Origin of the sequence: Rothia sp. HMSC071B01 (assembly GCF_001808945.1) — a bacterium.
Lineage (GTDB): Bacteria > Actinomycetota > Actinomycetes > Actinomycetales > Micrococcaceae > Rothia.
This window is the reverse complement of the sequence record NZ_KV795073.1, coordinates 323,880-338,316: the sequence shown is the minus strand read 5'-3', so window position 1 is coordinate 338,316 and position 14,437 is coordinate 323,880. Positions and strand designations below refer to the sequence as shown.

The 14,437-nt window shown below is 60.5% G+C and carries 11 protein-coding genes, 1 tRNA gene and 1 riboswitch; of the genes, 8 read left to right on the top strand and 4 right to left on the bottom strand.

Annotated features, from left to right (window positions below):
* Nucleotides 1–143 precede the first annotated feature (143 nt).
* The 3 genes from HMPREF2527_RS06325 to HMPREF2527_RS06315 form a co-directional block, all read right to left on the bottom strand.
* On the bottom strand, nt 144–1,643 hold the full coding sequence (locus HMPREF2527_RS06325) for a sensor histidine kinase (RefSeq protein WP_070507194.1): 1,500 nt from the start codon (nt 1,641–1,643) through the stop codon (nt 144–146).
* A gap of 1 nt (nt 1,644) precedes the next feature.
* Nucleotides 1,645–2,349: a response regulator transcription factor gene (locus HMPREF2527_RS06320; RefSeq protein ID WP_005504528.1), complete on the bottom strand. Its 705-nt coding sequence runs from the start codon at nt 2,347–2,349 to the stop codon at nt 1,645–1,647.
* Nucleotides 2,350–2,423: 74 nt separating this feature from the next.
* The gene (locus tag HMPREF2527_RS06315) at nt 2,424–2,696 is read right to left on the bottom strand and encodes a hypothetical protein (protein WP_005504529.1); all 273 of its coding nucleotides are present in this window, start codon (nt 2,694–2,696) and stop codon (nt 2,424–2,426) included.
* Nucleotides 2,697–2,837: 141 nt separating this feature from the next.
* On the opposite strand from HMPREF2527_RS06315, the gene HMPREF2527_RS06310 reads away from it, so the two are divergent.
* The 3 genes from HMPREF2527_RS06310 to HMPREF2527_RS06300 all read left to right on the top strand — a co-directional run bounded on the left by HMPREF2527_RS06310 (nt 2,838) and on the right by HMPREF2527_RS06300 (nt 5,991).
* Nucleotides 2,838–3,599 (top strand): DUF3027 domain-containing protein, encoded by a 762-nt coding sequence (locus HMPREF2527_RS06310; RefSeq protein ID WP_044150088.1) that lies wholly within the window; start codon nt 2,838–2,840, stop codon nt 3,597–3,599.
* Between the two features lie 223 nt (nt 3,600–3,822).
* On the top strand, nt 3,823–4,527 hold the full coding sequence (locus HMPREF2527_RS06305) for an iron-dependent transcriptional repressor DtxR (protein ID WP_044150089.1): 705 nt from the start codon (nt 3,823–3,825) through the stop codon (nt 4,525–4,527).
* A gap of 605 nt (nt 4,528–5,132) precedes the next feature.
* Nucleotides 5,133–5,292: riboswitch (cyclic di-AMP (ydaO/yuaA leader) on the top strand.
* Nucleotides 5,293–5,991 carry a C40 family peptidase gene (locus tag HMPREF2527_RS06300; RefSeq protein ID WP_070507191.1) on the top strand — a complete coding sequence of 233 codons (699 nt, stop codon included), beginning with the start codon at nt 5,293–5,295 and terminating at the stop codon, nt 5,989–5,991.
* A 182-nt stretch (nt 5,992–6,173) separates the two neighbouring features.
* Here HMPREF2527_RS06300 and HMPREF2527_RS06295 read toward each other — a convergent pair whose 3' ends face one another.
* Nucleotides 6,174–7,202 carry a DUF4031 domain-containing protein gene (locus HMPREF2527_RS06295; RefSeq protein ID WP_070507189.1) on the bottom strand — a complete coding sequence of 343 codons (1,029 nt, stop codon included), beginning with the start codon at nt 7,200–7,202 and terminating at the stop codon, nt 6,174–6,176.
* A gap of 119 nt (nt 7,203–7,321) precedes the next feature.
* On the opposite strand from HMPREF2527_RS06295, the gene HMPREF2527_RS06290 reads away from it, so the two are divergent.
* From HMPREF2527_RS06290 to HMPREF2527_RS06270, 5 genes are all read left to right on the top strand, one after another.
* Nucleotides 7,322–7,394, top strand: a tRNA-Arg gene (locus HMPREF2527_RS06290).
* A gap of 177 nt (nt 7,395–7,571) precedes the next feature.
* Nucleotides 7,572–10,544, top strand: coding sequence for a UvrD-helicase domain-containing protein (locus HMPREF2527_RS06285; RefSeq protein WP_070507187.1), 2,973 nt, complete (start codon nt 7,572–7,574; stop codon nt 10,542–10,544).
* A gap of 461 nt (nt 10,545–11,005) precedes the next feature.
* Nucleotides 11,006–12,172, top strand: a complete 1,167-nt coding sequence (gene sucC / locus HMPREF2527_RS06280) for an ADP-forming succinate--CoA ligase subunit beta (RefSeq protein ID WP_005504561.1) — start codon at nt 11,006–11,008, stop codon at nt 12,170–12,172.
* A gap of 29 nt (nt 12,173–12,201) precedes the next feature.
* On the top strand, nt 12,202–13,119 hold the full coding sequence (gene sucD, locus HMPREF2527_RS06275; protein WP_005504562.1) for a succinate--CoA ligase subunit alpha: 918 nt from the start codon (nt 12,202–12,204) through the stop codon (nt 13,117–13,119).
* Nucleotides 13,120–13,353: 234 nt separating this feature from the next.
* Nucleotides 13,354–14,280, top strand: coding sequence for an amino acid oxidase (locus HMPREF2527_RS06270; protein WP_070507185.1), 927 nt, complete (start codon nt 13,354–13,356; stop codon nt 14,278–14,280).
* Nucleotides 14,281–14,437: the final 157 nt, after the last annotated feature.

The following is a 14,437-nucleotide window of genomic DNA, read 5'->3' as shown; positions in this document are numbered from 1 at the left end:
CAGCTTCTCCTCCCCGCGCTCTCCTCACTCGCACTGCCGCGAGTTATCGCCCCGCCGCGATATAGTCCCGCCTCCAGGGCACAGCAAAACCCCCGAACCGTAGAACACTCAAGTTCTACAATCCGGGGGTTTATGCGTCAGTGTTACTTCATCAGCTGATCGTCCGAGACAGGCGGCGGATAGAACGGCAAAGAAATCACGAAGGTAGCACCGCCACCATCGGTCTCGTCAATATGAATCCTGCCCTCGTGCTGCTCAATAATCGCAGCCACAATGGACAGACCCAGACCCGTACCGCCGGTCTCACGCGAACGCGAGGTGTCGGTGCGGTAGAAACGCTCGAAGACGCGCTCGCGGTCTTCGCCGTGAATACCGGGGCCGTGGTCGCGCACCTCCAGCACGGACAGCGGGAAGCCGGGAACCTCTTCGCGCACGCCCACCGCAATCTCTAAGGGAGAGCCGTCGGGGGTGTAGCGCATGGCGTTGGTCAGCAGGTTTGCCACGACCTGACGCAGACGCGATTCGTCGCCGAGCACGGTTGCGGAGGTCGGTGCCACCTCTTCGTTCAGGCCCACCAGGGACACCGCACGATCGGGTGCCGTAGCGTAGGCGTCGTTACTAGCGTCCACCGCCAGGTTGAACAGGTCGAAGGGTGCCAGCTTGGATTCGCGGCGCTCATCAATACGCGCCAGGGTCAGCAGGTCTTCCACGAGCTGACCCATACGCTTGGACTCCGACTCGATGCGGCTCATCGCGGTTGCGACCGCCTCATCGGTGGGCAGAGCGCCCTGACGGTACAGCTCCGAGTAGCCTCGAATACTGACCAGCGGGGTGCGTAGCTCATGCGAAGCGTCACCCACGAATCGGCGCATTTTCGCCTCGCTCTTCTCGCGGGCTTTGAAGAGCATTTCAATCTGGGTGAGCATCGTGTTCAGCGAAACCGCGAGGTTACCAATCTCGTTGCTGGGGTTGTAGTCCTCAATACGCTGAGAGAGGTCACCGGCAGCAATCTTGGCGGCGGTTTGCTCCACGCGAGCCAGCGGCTCGAAGGTGCGGGTCACAATCACCCAGGTCATCGCAATCGCGGAGGCAAGAGTCGCCAAACCAAACGCGAAGGTCAGCACACCCACGAGGGCGACCACCTGGTTTGTTTGCTTCAGCGGCATGGCAATGATGAGGGAGGCCGCCTCCGGCAAACCTGACGTGTCGTTGGTTTCAATGGGCACGGCGAGCACACGCCAATCGGAGGAGCTGCCCACCGAGTTGACGGTGACCGCCTCCTCATTTTGCTTGCGAACCTTCTCTTCGGTCCAGCCCTGCAACGCCGGCTCGCTGAACTGTTCGCTGTCCTCGGACTTGAGCGAGTACAGTACGTTGCCGTCCTTGTCGAGCAGGTACAGGCGGTAGGTGCTCAGGGATTGTTCCTGATTGCCGGAGGGGCGCACGGTCGCCAGCTGCACGAGTGAGGGGGCGCTGTTCTTCATCTCTTCGTCCAGCTGGTGCACCATCTGGGCGCGCAGAGCGGAAATCGCCACCAGGCTCGTCACCGCAATGGAGAGGGCGATGAGCATGGAGGTGATGAGCACCAGCTGGGTGCGAAGGGAAAGAGACTGGGGGATCCGGTCGAGGGGTTTGAGCGCCACGTTAGCCTCGAGAACCGCGAATCATGTAGCCCACACCGCGCTTGGTGTGGATGAGCGGCTCGTGGTTTTCACGGTTGTTGTCAATCTTGCGGCGCAGGTACGAAATGTAGGACTCAACGATGGAGGAGTCGCCGTTGAAATCGTACTCCCACACGTGGTCGAGAATCTGCGCCTTGGACAGCACGCGGTTGGCGTTGAGCATCAGGTAGTGCAGCAGGTTGAACTCGGTGGGGGAGAGGTCAATCTCTTCGTCACCGAGGAACACTTCGTGGGTGTCCACGTTCAGGGTGAGGGCATCAACGCGCAGTACGGCGTCGTCCTCTTCCTGGACGCTGCGGCTACGGCGCAGAATCGCGCGGATGCGGGCGATTACCTCGTCGAGGGAGAAGGGCTTGGTGACGTAGTCGTCACCACCGGCACCCAGACCGGTCACCTTGTCCTCGGTGGCGTCCTTTGCGGTCAGGAAGAGCACGGGGGTGGTGGTGCCGTTTTCGCGCAGGCGGCGGGTCACCTCGAAGCCGTCCATGCCGGGCATCATGACGTCCAGGACGATGAGGTCGGGATTTTCGGCGTGTGCCTTTTCGAGGGCTTCGCGGCCGTTGCCGGCGGTAACTACTTCAAAACCGGCGAAACGCAGGGAGGTGGCGAGCAATTCAAGAATGTTGAACTCGTCATCGACGACTAGGAGTTTTGCTTCAGCAGACATACTCTATCTTTCTCTCTGAATGGCAGGCTGTACTTGATAAGTGAATGATGTGTGTGAGCTTGCGGCTCAAATCTTTATGCCTTGTTGCGGCGCATGACCGACAGAATGAGTGCGGCCATGAGGGCAATAAAGGCGACGGGGAGGAGGACCAGCGGAATCTGGCTCATGAGGGCGGGCGGCGCTGCCCCAACCCACTTCATCACGAGCATGGCGACTCCGGTGAGCAGGCAAATCAGGGCGAGAAGCGCACCTGCCGCGCCGAGCCAACGGATGGCTCCGGCGTAGGGAAGGGGCGCGGGCGCCTGGTCTGCGGTGCTGCGCGTGTCCTGTACGGGTTCATTACTCATGAATTTAACGGTATCAGCTCACACACAGCTGTTCGTGGGCGAAGCCCCAGATTTAGCGGTTTGAGACCCAAATTCACAGCGTATGTGAAGCTTAGGGGAGCGACCGCACTGTTTGTGCACGCGAGATGCTTTAATAGGGGTATGTCTGAACAGGTTATTGAACTGCTCCCCGAAACTACGCCCGCTACTGACGCGCCCGCAGAGTCCGTTGCGCCTTCTGCCGCGCCTGAGAGCACCGACGAGGGTAGCGCTGTACCTGCTGAGACTCAGCCCTCCGTGAACGCTGAGGAGCCTGAGGTGGCTGAGACGCCTGCTGAAGAATCTGCTTCCGAGGAATCCGCTACCGAAGAAACTGAACAGAACGAAGACTCCACCCCCGACCCCTTCACCCCGCTGGATGAAGAGGTAGGTGTCCCCTCCCTGGGTGTTCCGCACAAGCTGCGCCGCACCTCCAAGGTGGATGAGATTCTTGCCGCCGCTAAGGACGTAGCGCTGCAGGGTGTGCGAGAGATCGCCCCGGCACACGCTATCGGTCTGGTTCACCACGTGCGCGCCGAGGAAGAGCGCCTGAGCACTCACCTGTTTGAGTGCACCCTGCCCGGTTACCGTGGCTGGTTCTGGTTCGCGACCCTCTCGCGTGCGCCTCGCTCCCGCGTGGCAACGATCTGCGAGGTTGGTCTGCTGCCCGGTGATGATGCGCTCATCGCTCCGGATTGGGTTCCGTGGGCTGACCGTGTTCGCCCGGAAGACCTGGAGGAGAACGCCGCGCAGGAGAACGCAGAGTCTGATGCTGAGAAATCTGCTGAGTCCGGTGAGCCCGTAGAGAACAACTCGGCGGAGAGTGAAACCGCGCAGAACGCTTCTGCTGCAGAGGAAACTGCCGAGGCTGAGTCCGCAGAATAGAGCCTACTATCCACTCCTCTTACTAAGGGGCGGGCTAACAAAATGTATATATAAGGTGTTGTATTGAGTCGTCCAACGGTTATTGTTGGGCGACTCAATGACTTAAGCCAATGACTTAAGCCGTGGCAAAAGCCGCTGAAAAAGTACATAATAGATTATTGAATAAGTAACGACTTAGGCAGTGCTATCTAAGCACTGTTGCGGTGATAGCTGGGAGAGATATATGACAGACCTTATCGATACCACAGAGATGTATTTGCGCACCATCCTCGAACTGGAGGAAGAGGGCATTGTCCCCATGCGTGCGCGCATCGCTGAACGACTCGAGCACTCCGGCCCGACCGTTTCCCAGACCGTGGCACGCATGGAGAAGCATGGCCTGCTCACCGTTGAGCCGGATCGCCACCTCGAACTGACTGAGGAAGGCCGCCACAAGGCGGTCGAGGTGATGCGTAAGCACCGCCTGGCTGAGCGCCTGCTCTCCGACATTATCGGTCTGGAAATTGAGTACGTGCACGAAGAGGCATGCCGCTGGGAGCACGTCATGAGTGACAAGGTGGAGAAGCGCATCCTGGGGATGCTCAAGGATCCCAAGTTCTCCCCGTACGGTAACGCTATCCCCGGCCTGGAGGACCTGGGCCACACTAGCGAGAAGAATGATGAGCGCACCGTGCCCATGTCCCTGGCTGCACGCGACTCCGGTCCCGAGGATCGTTTCACCATTTCTCGCTTCCCCGAGTCCATTCAGACTGACGTTGAGCTGCTGAAGCTGCTGGCTGACGCAGGTATTGTCTACGGCGCTTCGGTGTCCGTGGTTGCTGGCCAGAACGATGACGTGATTGTTCACGCCGATGGTGAAGAGGACACCCTCTCCCTAGATATGGACGTGGCAAACGCAATTGTGGTCAAGCGCGGTGGCAGCCTCTAAGCTCTAGTTCTGAGAGTCCGCTAACCCAGTTCACGCTTTAAACGGTGGTATCGCCTTCTTACTTGAGGAGGCGGTGCCACCGTTTTTGTGTCTGTGGCGGTTTATATGGTCTTGCGGTGGGATTCGGGTTGGGGCGCCTAGCGGGCGGGCGTTTCAGAGTTTGGTTGCGTGCGCGGGCGCATATACTCCTCTCACAGAGTTTTAGCAACTGCGCTCTAGTGCATTTTTCGTGTTTTTCGCTTAAATCTGAGGTTGAAACTGAGGGAAACGCCGATGCTTGAGCAATCTCTGAGAATGGACACTTAAGAGATAAGGGTCATTTTTAAGAGTTTTGAACCCTGTCCTTAAGGGGTGATGGTGCATTAAAAGCGAATGTGCATCCTTGTGAAATGCCTAGTCAAGCGCCTTAATCTGCTTAAGTTCCCGAAAATAAGCGGGGGGCTAGTCAGTCCAGTCCACTCCATTCCGCCGGGGGTGAAAGCCCGGAATTTAAGGCTGAAAGAGGTGACAACTGGGAGTTTTCTGTGTATTCTCTTTTCTGTGCCCAAATCCTAATCGTAAGAGGGTACCGTCGAAGCGGTTCCGCTGAGTTCTGCCAACGCTTCGATGAACGTCTACCCAATATGGCAGAAGCGGGGGACCCAATCCCCAAGCTGGGATACGGCTTCTCAATCGAGAAGCCTCGGGGCTAAGTCACTTCGGTGGCCGAGCGAATCCATGCTCGAGTCCGACAGCTCACCTCGTCAGGCAATGGAGGAATTATCAATGGTTAAGAAGATCGTACGTACCGCAGGTGCAACCCTCGCAGCAGGCGCAATCCTGCTCGGCTCGACCGTTCCCGCGAACGCATTTGCACAGATCCCCGCTGCTGCTGATCTGTCCTACGACTACACCAACTACGAGTTCGACTACACCAGCTACAACACCCCCGCAACCACCTACGTTGCACCCCAGGCTCAGGCACAGCAGACCTACGTTGCTCCCGCAGCAACCGAGGCACCCGCTGCTCCCGCAGTTGAGACCTCCTACGTAGCACCCCAGGCTGAGGCACAGCAGGCTTACGTTGCACCCGTTGCAGCTCCTGCACCCGCTGCTCCCGCAGCTTCCTCCGCTTCCACCGGTAACGCATCCCGCGACGCAATCGTTGCAACCGCAATGAGCGGCCTGGGCGGCTCCTACGTTTGGGGCGGCAAGACCTTCGGTGCATGGGACTGCTCCGGCTTCACCTCCTGGGTTTTCGCTCAGCACGGCATCAAGCTGACCGCTTTCACCTACGCAATGAAGAACGAGCTGCGCCCGACCGCTAACCCCCAGCCCGGCGACATCGTCTTCCAGAACGGCTACAGCCACGTTGGTATCTACCTGGGCGACGGCAAGATGATTTCCGCTCTGAACCCCAGCTACGGTACCCTGGTGCACCCCACCTCCTGGATGTCCGTTGACGGCTACTACACCGCTCTCTAAGCCTTAGTGCATAAGAGCTGGGTCTAGCCCAACATACTTCTCAAAAGGCGCCTACCCCGCACGGGGTGGGCGCCTTTTGCGTACCCGAGATTTGCGTACCCGAGAGATTCCATGAAAATACCGCCGAGAGCGCACCTTAGTATGGGCGCATTCTCGGCGGTATGTGTTTTAGATGTATGCGGCTAGGACGCGAGAACCTGCAGAAGCCCCTGCGGGTCCTGCGCCCACTCGCTGAGCTCAGCACGCAGATTAGCCCGCGCGGGCTCCTCCCAGAGCTGCAGACCCTCCTCGGAGAGGAAGATGCGCTTACGACCCAGGATCGAACGCAGGAAGGTCATGCGACCGGCACGGAACGCCTCATCGTCAAAATGGGAGTACTCGCTACGCACCCCGCGCAGGTAGCGGCGGTAGCGTGCCGAATCAGCCGCCAGGATAGCCATATCGGCATCGAGGAAAAACTGAATATCCGCCCGCTCATAGCCCGCCGGTAGATCGGCAGACTCGGGTAGCTCGTGGGTTGCCGTGGCACGCACCAGAAGGCCCACCATCTGCAGCTCGTGCCCGGTGAGCAGACCCGCAGTAACCAGCGGCTCCAGGGAGGTGCTCGCCAGCTGCTCGCTACGGCGCTCATCCTCACCCGGCGCGCCCTCGTAGACCACGTCGTGGAACCACGCCGCCAGAATCAACGCCAGGGGAGTAGAACCCTGCGTGCGGTGTGTGTAGAGGCGGTCCAGATCGGTGAGCATCTGTGAAAGGTGCCCGCTGTGGTGGTATGTGCGGTGCGGCTGCTCCCACGCCTGCAACAGGCTCTCACCCAGTTCCGCCACTTGCGCCGTGAGTTGAGCTTGGCTCACGGCAGGAGCCTCCACATGCTTGAGGCGGGGTGTATTAAGGCGGGGCGCAAACGCCGCCTCCCAGGCGCGAAGCAGACGCGGGCGAATCTTCTCGGGGCGTTCCTTGAGCGGAATCCGCAGACCGCTCGCAATGAGCATGCGAGTCAGTTCTGTGCCGCTGAGTTCCTTCGCGCCCGCCCGAACCAGCTCATCGTAGAGGTGCGCCGGAACATCGTAGTGGTCGCGGTCGAAGGCACGCTCACTGATGCCCGCAGTCGCGGCGAACTCGTGTAGTTCCGTCAGGGACACATCGGAGATGAGATGTGAGAAGACGGTGCCGTGTGCGGGCCAGGTGGGCGGGTCAATGTAGATGCTCATTCGTACATTGTAGGAGCGGTTCTGCCGCCGGATGCGGGTGTCTTCGGGTGGTGAACACAGGGCGGTGAACACTGGCTGTGCGGACTCGCGGTGCGGGGTGCTTTATACTGGATAGGTACGCCCTCGTAGCTCAGGGGATAGAGCACTTCTCTCCTAAAGAAGGTGTCGGACGTTCGAATCGTCTCGGGGGCACACAGAACCGGTATTCACGCCGGTACGAGAAAACCGCCCGTCGCTTGCATTAGTAGGCGCGGGCGGTTTTCTTATCTTTGCTCGAATGAGAGGGCGGCGGATGACCGAAAGGGTGGGAGCTGCGGAGCAAATGCGGTAGCATGGAATATCGAACGTGTATTCTAGGCAGCGAGGTAGATGATGAGCGACAAGCCCGAACAGCAGAAGCAGCCCTTCACCGAACAGGACGGCCTGTTCGCCGCCGAACTCGTCACCCCCGCAGCACCGGTAGACCCTGCACCAGTGGACGAGCCGCCCTTCGACCCCTACTACGACGTACCCCCTGCCGAGGACGACTACTACGCCCCTCCCACGGACGCCGCAGTGATGGATGCTCCGGTGATGGAGGCGCCCGCCCAGGATGTACCCGTCGCCCTGCCCACCGGCATGCCCGCCTACGGTGCCCCTGCTACCAGTGCGCCCGTTCCTGTACCCGGCGCACCCGCAGCCTTCACCACCGCAGACCCGCTCGGTGACTTCATGCCGCCCGCCTACCGCGTCGGCGGTTACGGCGAGGACTTCGATCCCGCCGACCCCTACGGCGAACGCACCCACAGCCTCAACGCTGTTGACCCCGCCTCCCTCACCGCGGGGCTCAACGAACGCCAGGAAGAGGCCGTACTGCACTCCGGCTCGCCCCTGCTCATCGTCGCGGGTGCGGGCTCCGGCAAGACCCGCGTGCTGACCCACCGCATCGCCTACCTGCTCGCAACCCACCGCGCGACCCCCGGCCAGATTCTCGCCATCACCTTCACCAACAAGGCTGCCGCCGAAATGCGTGAGCGTATTGAGGCGCTGGTCGGCCCGCGCGCCAAGCACATGTGGATCTCGACCTTCCACAGCTTCTGCGTGCGCGTGCTGCGCCGTGAGGCCGCCGCCCTGGGTTTGAAGTCCACCTTCACCATTTACGATTCGACCGACTCGCAGCGCCTGCTGAGCCTCATCATTAAAGAGCTCAACCTGGACACCAAGAAGTTCACCGCCAAGGCCGTGGGCAACCGCATTTCAGCGCTGAAGAACGAGCTGGTCAGCGCCGAAGCGTACGCATCCCGCGTGGTGAGCGATAACCCGTACGAGAAGACCGTCTCGCAGATTTACACCGTCTACACGCAGCGTCTGCGCGCCGCCAACTCCCTCGACTTTGACGACCTGATTGGCCGCACCGTCTTCTTGCTCAAGAAGTTCCCCGAAATCGCGAACTACTACCGTCGCAAGTTCCGCCACATCCTCGTGGACGAGTACCAGGACACCAACCACGCCCAGTACCAGCTGGTGCGTGAACTGGTCGGCGCCCACACGAAGGCACCGGCTGACCGCGGCCCCTACCCGGATGCCGTGCCCCCTGCCGAGCTGACCGTGGTAGGTGACTCCGACCAGTCCATCTACGCCTTCCGCGGCGCGGACATCCGTAATATTACGGACTTTGAGAAGGACTACCCGAACGCCCACACGATTCTGCTGGAACAGAACTACCGTTCCACGCAGAACATTCTCTCCGCGGCGAACGCGGTCATCGAACGCAACCCCGACCGTCGCCCCAAGAAGCTGTGGACCGCCTCCGGTGCGGGTGCGAAGATCATCGGTTACGTTGCCGAATCCGAGCACGCCGAGGCACGCTACATCACCCGCGAAATTGACCGCCTTGCCGATGAGCACGGCGTGCAGCCCGGTGACGTCGCAATCTTCTACCGCACCAACGCGCAGTCCCGAACCCTCGAGGACATGCTCATGCGTGCCGGCCTGCCCTACCGCGTGGTCGGTGGCACCCGCTTCTACGAGCGTAAGGAAATCAAGGACGCCCTGGCGTACCTGCGCGCCCTGAGCAACCCCGATGACGACGTGAACGTGCGCCGCATCCTCAACGAACCCAAACGCGGTATCGGTGCCAAGTCTGAGTCCGTGGTGGCGGAGTACGCGAGTGCGAACCGCATCTCCTTCTACGCCGCCGCACGCCAGGCAGCCGACATCCCCGGCCTGGGTGCCGCCGCGGTCAAGAAGTACGCCGAGTTCGTGCGCCTCATGGACGACCTGGCGCAGATTGCCCGCACCGAACCCGCCGCAACCTGCCTGGAAGCGGTCCTGGAGCAGACCGGGTACCTGGCGGCTCTGCGTGCCTCCAAGGACATTCAGGATGAGTCGCGCGTGGAGAACCTCTCCGAGCTACTTGACGCCATGGTCGAGTTCGAGACCGAGAACCCCGGCGCCGACCTGGAGCAGTTCCTCGAACACGTGGCTCTGGTCGCCGATGCCGACTCGATCCCGAACCGCCCCGCCAGCGCGGAGGGTGAGAGTGCCTCCGCTGCGCAGATTGCCGCCGAGGCGGCCGAGGCGAAGGCACAGGGCATGGTTACCCTCATGACCCTGCACACCGCCAAGGGCCTGGAGTTCCCCGTGGTGTTCCTGACCGGCATGGAGCACGGCCTGTTCCCACACCAGCGCGCCCTGACCGACGAGAAGGAGATGAGCGAGGAGCGCCGCCTGGCGTACGTGGGTCTGACCCGCGCCATGGAGCGCCTGTACCTGACCCGCTCGGAGACCCGCACGATGTGGGGTAAGAGCCAGTTCAACCCGCCCTCGCCCTTCCTGGAGGAGATCCCGGAGGAGCTCATCGAATGGAAGCGCACCGCCGGTTTCTCGGGTTTTGGTGCCTCCGGCATGGGTGCGTACGGCGCTCGCGGTTCCTATGGAGGAAGCTCCTACGGTAGCTCGTATGGTGGCGGCTATTCGGGTGGTTCCCGTTCCGGCTACGGTGGCTATTCGGGCGGCTATGGCTCGGGTGGTTACAGCGTCGGTAGCTCGCGCGGCTCTTACGACCCCTACGAGTCTCGCCCCGCACGCCGCTCTGAGCCGTCCACCGCGGATATTAACGGCTCGGCAAGCTACGGGCTGGCGGCGGTTGCCTCCTCGAAGGTGACGAACCGTTCCCGCGTTCACCAGAGCAAGGAAATCCCGACTCTGGCGGTCGGTGATACCGTGCGCCACACCAAGTTCGGTGAGGGCCGCGTGCTCGCCGTTGAGGGTAGCGGCGATAAGACCGTGGCGAAGGTTCGTTTCGGTTCGGAAGAGAAGCGTCTGCTGCTGCGTTACGCACCGCTGGAGAAGGTGAGCTAACGCGTCAGGCGTGAGAACCTGACAACGCCGATGGAGGGGCGGGTATCTGAGGGTGCCCGCCCCTCTTTTATGTGCTGTATCGGGCGTGTTGTCCGCCTGCTGAGAAGGTGGCCGGGGCTTTGCAGAGCACGGCGGTAAACGCCGCATTTTCGCCGGTATTTCGCGGCGGATGGGGGAGCGTTAGCTCGGGTTAGTTACCTGGTGCACTGCCTTTGGGTGGAATGTACCCAAAATATTTGTGAGCTGAGTCGCTAAAATCTCAGATTTGGGGCTCTGTGAGTGCGAGCTCACGCCGAATCCGATAGAGTAGAGACGAGAGAAATTCCCCGCGTCAATGATGCGTGTGCGCCGGGTGCGAGAGACCCCTATCGCACCGTACTGACCACACGGGGGAACCTCCTCTAATGAGACCAGGCCGAGTGCACCAGTACTCGGCACCACTTCGAAGAAGAAGGACACCTGTGGACCTTTTCGAATACCAGGCGCGCGAGCTCTTCGCAAAGCACGGTGTACCCGTGCTCAAGGGCATTGTTGCGACCACCCCTGAAGAAGCAAAGGCAGCAGCTGAGGAAATTGGCGGCCTGACCGTCATTAAGGCTCAGGTTAAGACCGGCGGCCGCGGTAAGGCTGGCGGCGTTAAGCTCGCAAAGTCCCCCGAAGAAGCTTACGAGCACGCTAAGGCAATTCTCGGCATGGACATCAAGGGCCACACCGTTCACCGCGTGCTGGTCGCTGACGGCGCAGACATCGCCGAAGAATACTACTTCTCCCTCCTGCTGGACCGTGCAAACCGCTCCTACCTGGCAATGTGCTCGGTAGAAGGCGGTATGGAAATTGAGCAGCTCGCTGCTGAGCGCCCCGAGGCACTGGCAAAGATTGAGGTTGACCCGCTGGTCGGCCTGGACCAGGCTAAGGCTGAAGAAATTGCTAAGGCAGCAGGTTTCTCCGCAGAACTGCAGGAGAAGGTTGTTCCCGTTCTCGTCAAGCTGGGCGAAGTCTACACTAAGGAAGACGCAACCCTGGTTGAGGTTAACCCCCTCGTTCTGACCCCCGAGGGCACCATCCTCGCCCTGGACGGTAAGGTCTCCCTGGACGACAACGCAGAATTCCGCCAGCCCGAGCACGAGGCTCTCGTGGACAAGTCCGCTGAGAACCCGCTGGAAGCTAAGGCAAAGCAGTTCGACCTGAACTACGTGAAGCTGGACGGCGAGGTCGGCATCGTTGGTAACGGTGCAGGTCTGGTTATGTCCACCCTGGACGTCGTTGCATACGCTGGTGAGAACCACGGCAACGTCAAGCCCGCAAACTTCCTTGATATTGGTGGCGGCGCGTCCGCTGAGGTTATGGCTGCCGGCCTGGAAATCATTCTGGGCGACGAGCAGGTCAAGAGCGTTTTCGTGAACGTCTTCGGCGGCATCACCGCATGTGACGCAGTGGCAGACGGCATTGTGAAGGCTCTGGAGATTCTGGGCGACGCAGCAACCAAGCCCCTGGTTGTGCGCCTGGACGGCAACAACGTTGCTGAGGGTCGCCGCATCCTCTCCGAGGCGAACCACCCGCTGGTTGTTCTGGCTGAGACCATGGACTCCGGCGCTGACAAGGCAGCAGAGCTCGCTCACAAGGCGTAATCGCCAGCAAAGGATTTCAAGGAAGTAATATGTCTATCTTTGTGAACAAGGACTCCAAGGTCATCGTTCAGGGCATCACCGGTGGCGAGGGTACCAAGCACACCGCACGCATGCTCGCAGCAGGCACCAACATTGTGGGCGGCGTGAACGCTCGCAAGGCTGGCACCACCGTCACCCACAAGGCGAAGGACGGCTCCGACATCGAGCTGAACGTGTTCGGTTCCGTAGCTGAGGCTATGGAGAAGACCGGCGCGAACGTCTCCATCGTCTTCGTTCCCCCGGCCTTCACCAAGGCAGCAGTTCTCGAGGCTATCGAGGCTAAGATCGGTCTCGTCGTCGTCATCACCGAGGGCGTTCCGGTTCAGGACTCCGCAGAGTTCTGGGCAGCCGCTAAGGCATCCGTGGACGAGAACGGCAAGCAGATCACCCGCATCATCGGCCCCAACTGCCCCGGCATCATCTCCCCCGAGGAGTGCCTGGTTGGTATTATCCCGGCGAACATCACCGGCAAGGGCAAGATCGGTCTGGTCTCCAAGTCCGGTACCCTGACCTACCAGCTGATGTACGAACTGTCCGACATTGGTTTCACCACCGCTATCGGTATTGGTGGCGACCCCATCATCGGCACCACCCACATCGACGCTCTGGAAGCTTTCGAAGCTGACCCCGAGACCGAAGCAATCGTCATGATTGGTGAGATTGGTGGTGACGCTGAGGAGCGTGCTGCAGAGTACATCAAGGCAAACGTGACCAAGCCCGTCGTTGGTTACATTGCAGGCTTCACCGCTCCTGAGGGTAAGACCATGGGCCACGCAGGCGCTATTGTCTCCGGTTCCTCCGGTACCGCTCAGGCGAAGAAGGAAGCTCTGGAAGCAGCAGGCGTGAAGGTCGGTAAGACCCCCTCCGAGGCTGCAAACCTGATGCGCGAAATCTTCGCAGCGAAGTAAACAGCATAGTATTGCGGCAGATGCCGGTAGTCGAAAGACTGCCGGCATCTGCGCTTTTAACGCCCCTCTAACGCTAGCAAATATTGCACTAGAAAGTAAGATTGTGCACATAGTGCCGCAAAAAGATGTAAGTATGACCAGAACCTTTGTATACTGGAGGGCGTTGAGCCTAGTCAGAATCATTTTCTGGGCGGCTCCAAGAAACACCACCACTCACAGGAGATCACCACACTCATGACCCAGCCCATCTCTCGCCGCACCATCGCCAAGGCAGGCGTCTGGTCTGCACCCGTCGTCGCAGCCTCCGCAGCAGTGCCCGCCTACGCAGCATCCAAGGAAACCCCCGGCGTACAGTACGGCGTGTACGTCAGCGTGCAGAACAACGGCGGCTACGTCGGCTACGCATCCTCCAACAACACCGGCACCATCAACCCGGCAACCCCCGAGGCACACTTCACCGCCTCCGGCACCCCCGACTCCGACATCAACTGGGACGACGCAACCTCCAAGCCCAAGAGCGCAACCTACGTCAACGGTGAAGGTAAGTTCACCCCCGTCACCAACTCCCAGACCGGCGCAAACGGCGCGTACATGTCCTCCAGCGGCTTCTGGTGGTCCGTACCGACCAAGGACACCGCAACCGGCACCGGCTACATCCCCGGCAGCAGCGTCACCCTCGCAGCTGGCGCAACCTTCGTAACCGAGGTTGAGTACACCGTCTCCGCCAGCGCACAGTCGCTCCTTAAGCTCGGTAAGATCAACGGTCAGGCATGGGCCCCCTCCGGTCGCAAGCTGACCGGTAAGACCACCGAACTGGTAGCCTCCGCAGGCCAGGCAAAGTACCTGTCCGTCGCGCAGACTGCCGGCACCTGGACCGCAGAAGTACCGACCGTCACCAAGAACTCCGACGGCACCTACACCTTCAAGGGTCGTATCGTCTACACCACCAGCAAGGCGTACACCATGAAGCAGTCCGGCACCAAGTACTACAGCCAGACTAACTTCATGCCGGCGCAGCTGCGCTTCCCGGCAAACGACGGCTGGGTTTCGTACAAGCAGACCTCCAGCGTGCAGGTCGCTAACCTGACCTACTCCGGCAACGGCGCAACCGGCTCGGAGAGCGTTTCCGGTCAGGCCACCACCGCGGAGATTCACCCGTAATAGATCAACCCCTCATACGGGCTAAGAGCATATAGAAAACCCCCGGCGGATGATTCACCCGCCGGGGTTTTCTATGCCCAGGATGCAGTACTCATGGGAGAGTGAAGTGCATTCCGTAATGGCTATATAGACTTGTCTAAAGCGTATTTAGGAATTG

Coding starts and splice junctions, on each gene's coding strand:
- HMPREF2527_RS06320 (WP_005504528.1), bottom strand. CDS start 2,349: ATGTCTGCTGAAGCAAAACTCCTAGTCGTCGATGACGAGTTCAACATT.
- HMPREF2527_RS06315 (WP_005504529.1), bottom strand. CDS start 2,696: ATGAGTAATGAACCCGTACAGGACACGCGCAGCACCGCAGACCAGGCG.
- HMPREF2527_RS06310 (WP_044150088.1), top strand. CDS start 2,838: ATGTCTGAACAGGTTATTGAACTGCTCCCCGAAACTACGCCCGCTACT.
- HMPREF2527_RS06305 (WP_044150089.1), top strand. CDS start 3,823: ATGACAGACCTTATCGATACCACAGAGATGTATTTGCGCACCATCCTC.
- HMPREF2527_RS06300 (WP_070507191.1), top strand. CDS start 5,293: ATGGTTAAGAAGATCGTACGTACCGCAGGTGCAACCCTCGCAGCAGGC.
- HMPREF2527_RS06295 (WP_070507189.1), bottom strand. CDS start 7,202: ATGAGCATCTACATTGACCCGCCCACCTGGCCCGCACACGGCACCGTC.
- HMPREF2527_RS06285 (WP_070507187.1), top strand. CDS start 7,572: ATGATGAGCGACAAGCCCGAACAGCAGAAGCAGCCCTTCACCGAACAG.
- sucD (WP_005504562.1), top strand. CDS start 12,202: ATGTCTATCTTTGTGAACAAGGACTCCAAGGTCATCGTTCAGGGCATC.
- HMPREF2527_RS06270 (WP_070507185.1), top strand. CDS start 13,354: ATGACCCAGCCCATCTCTCGCCGCACCATCGCCAAGGCAGGCGTCTGG.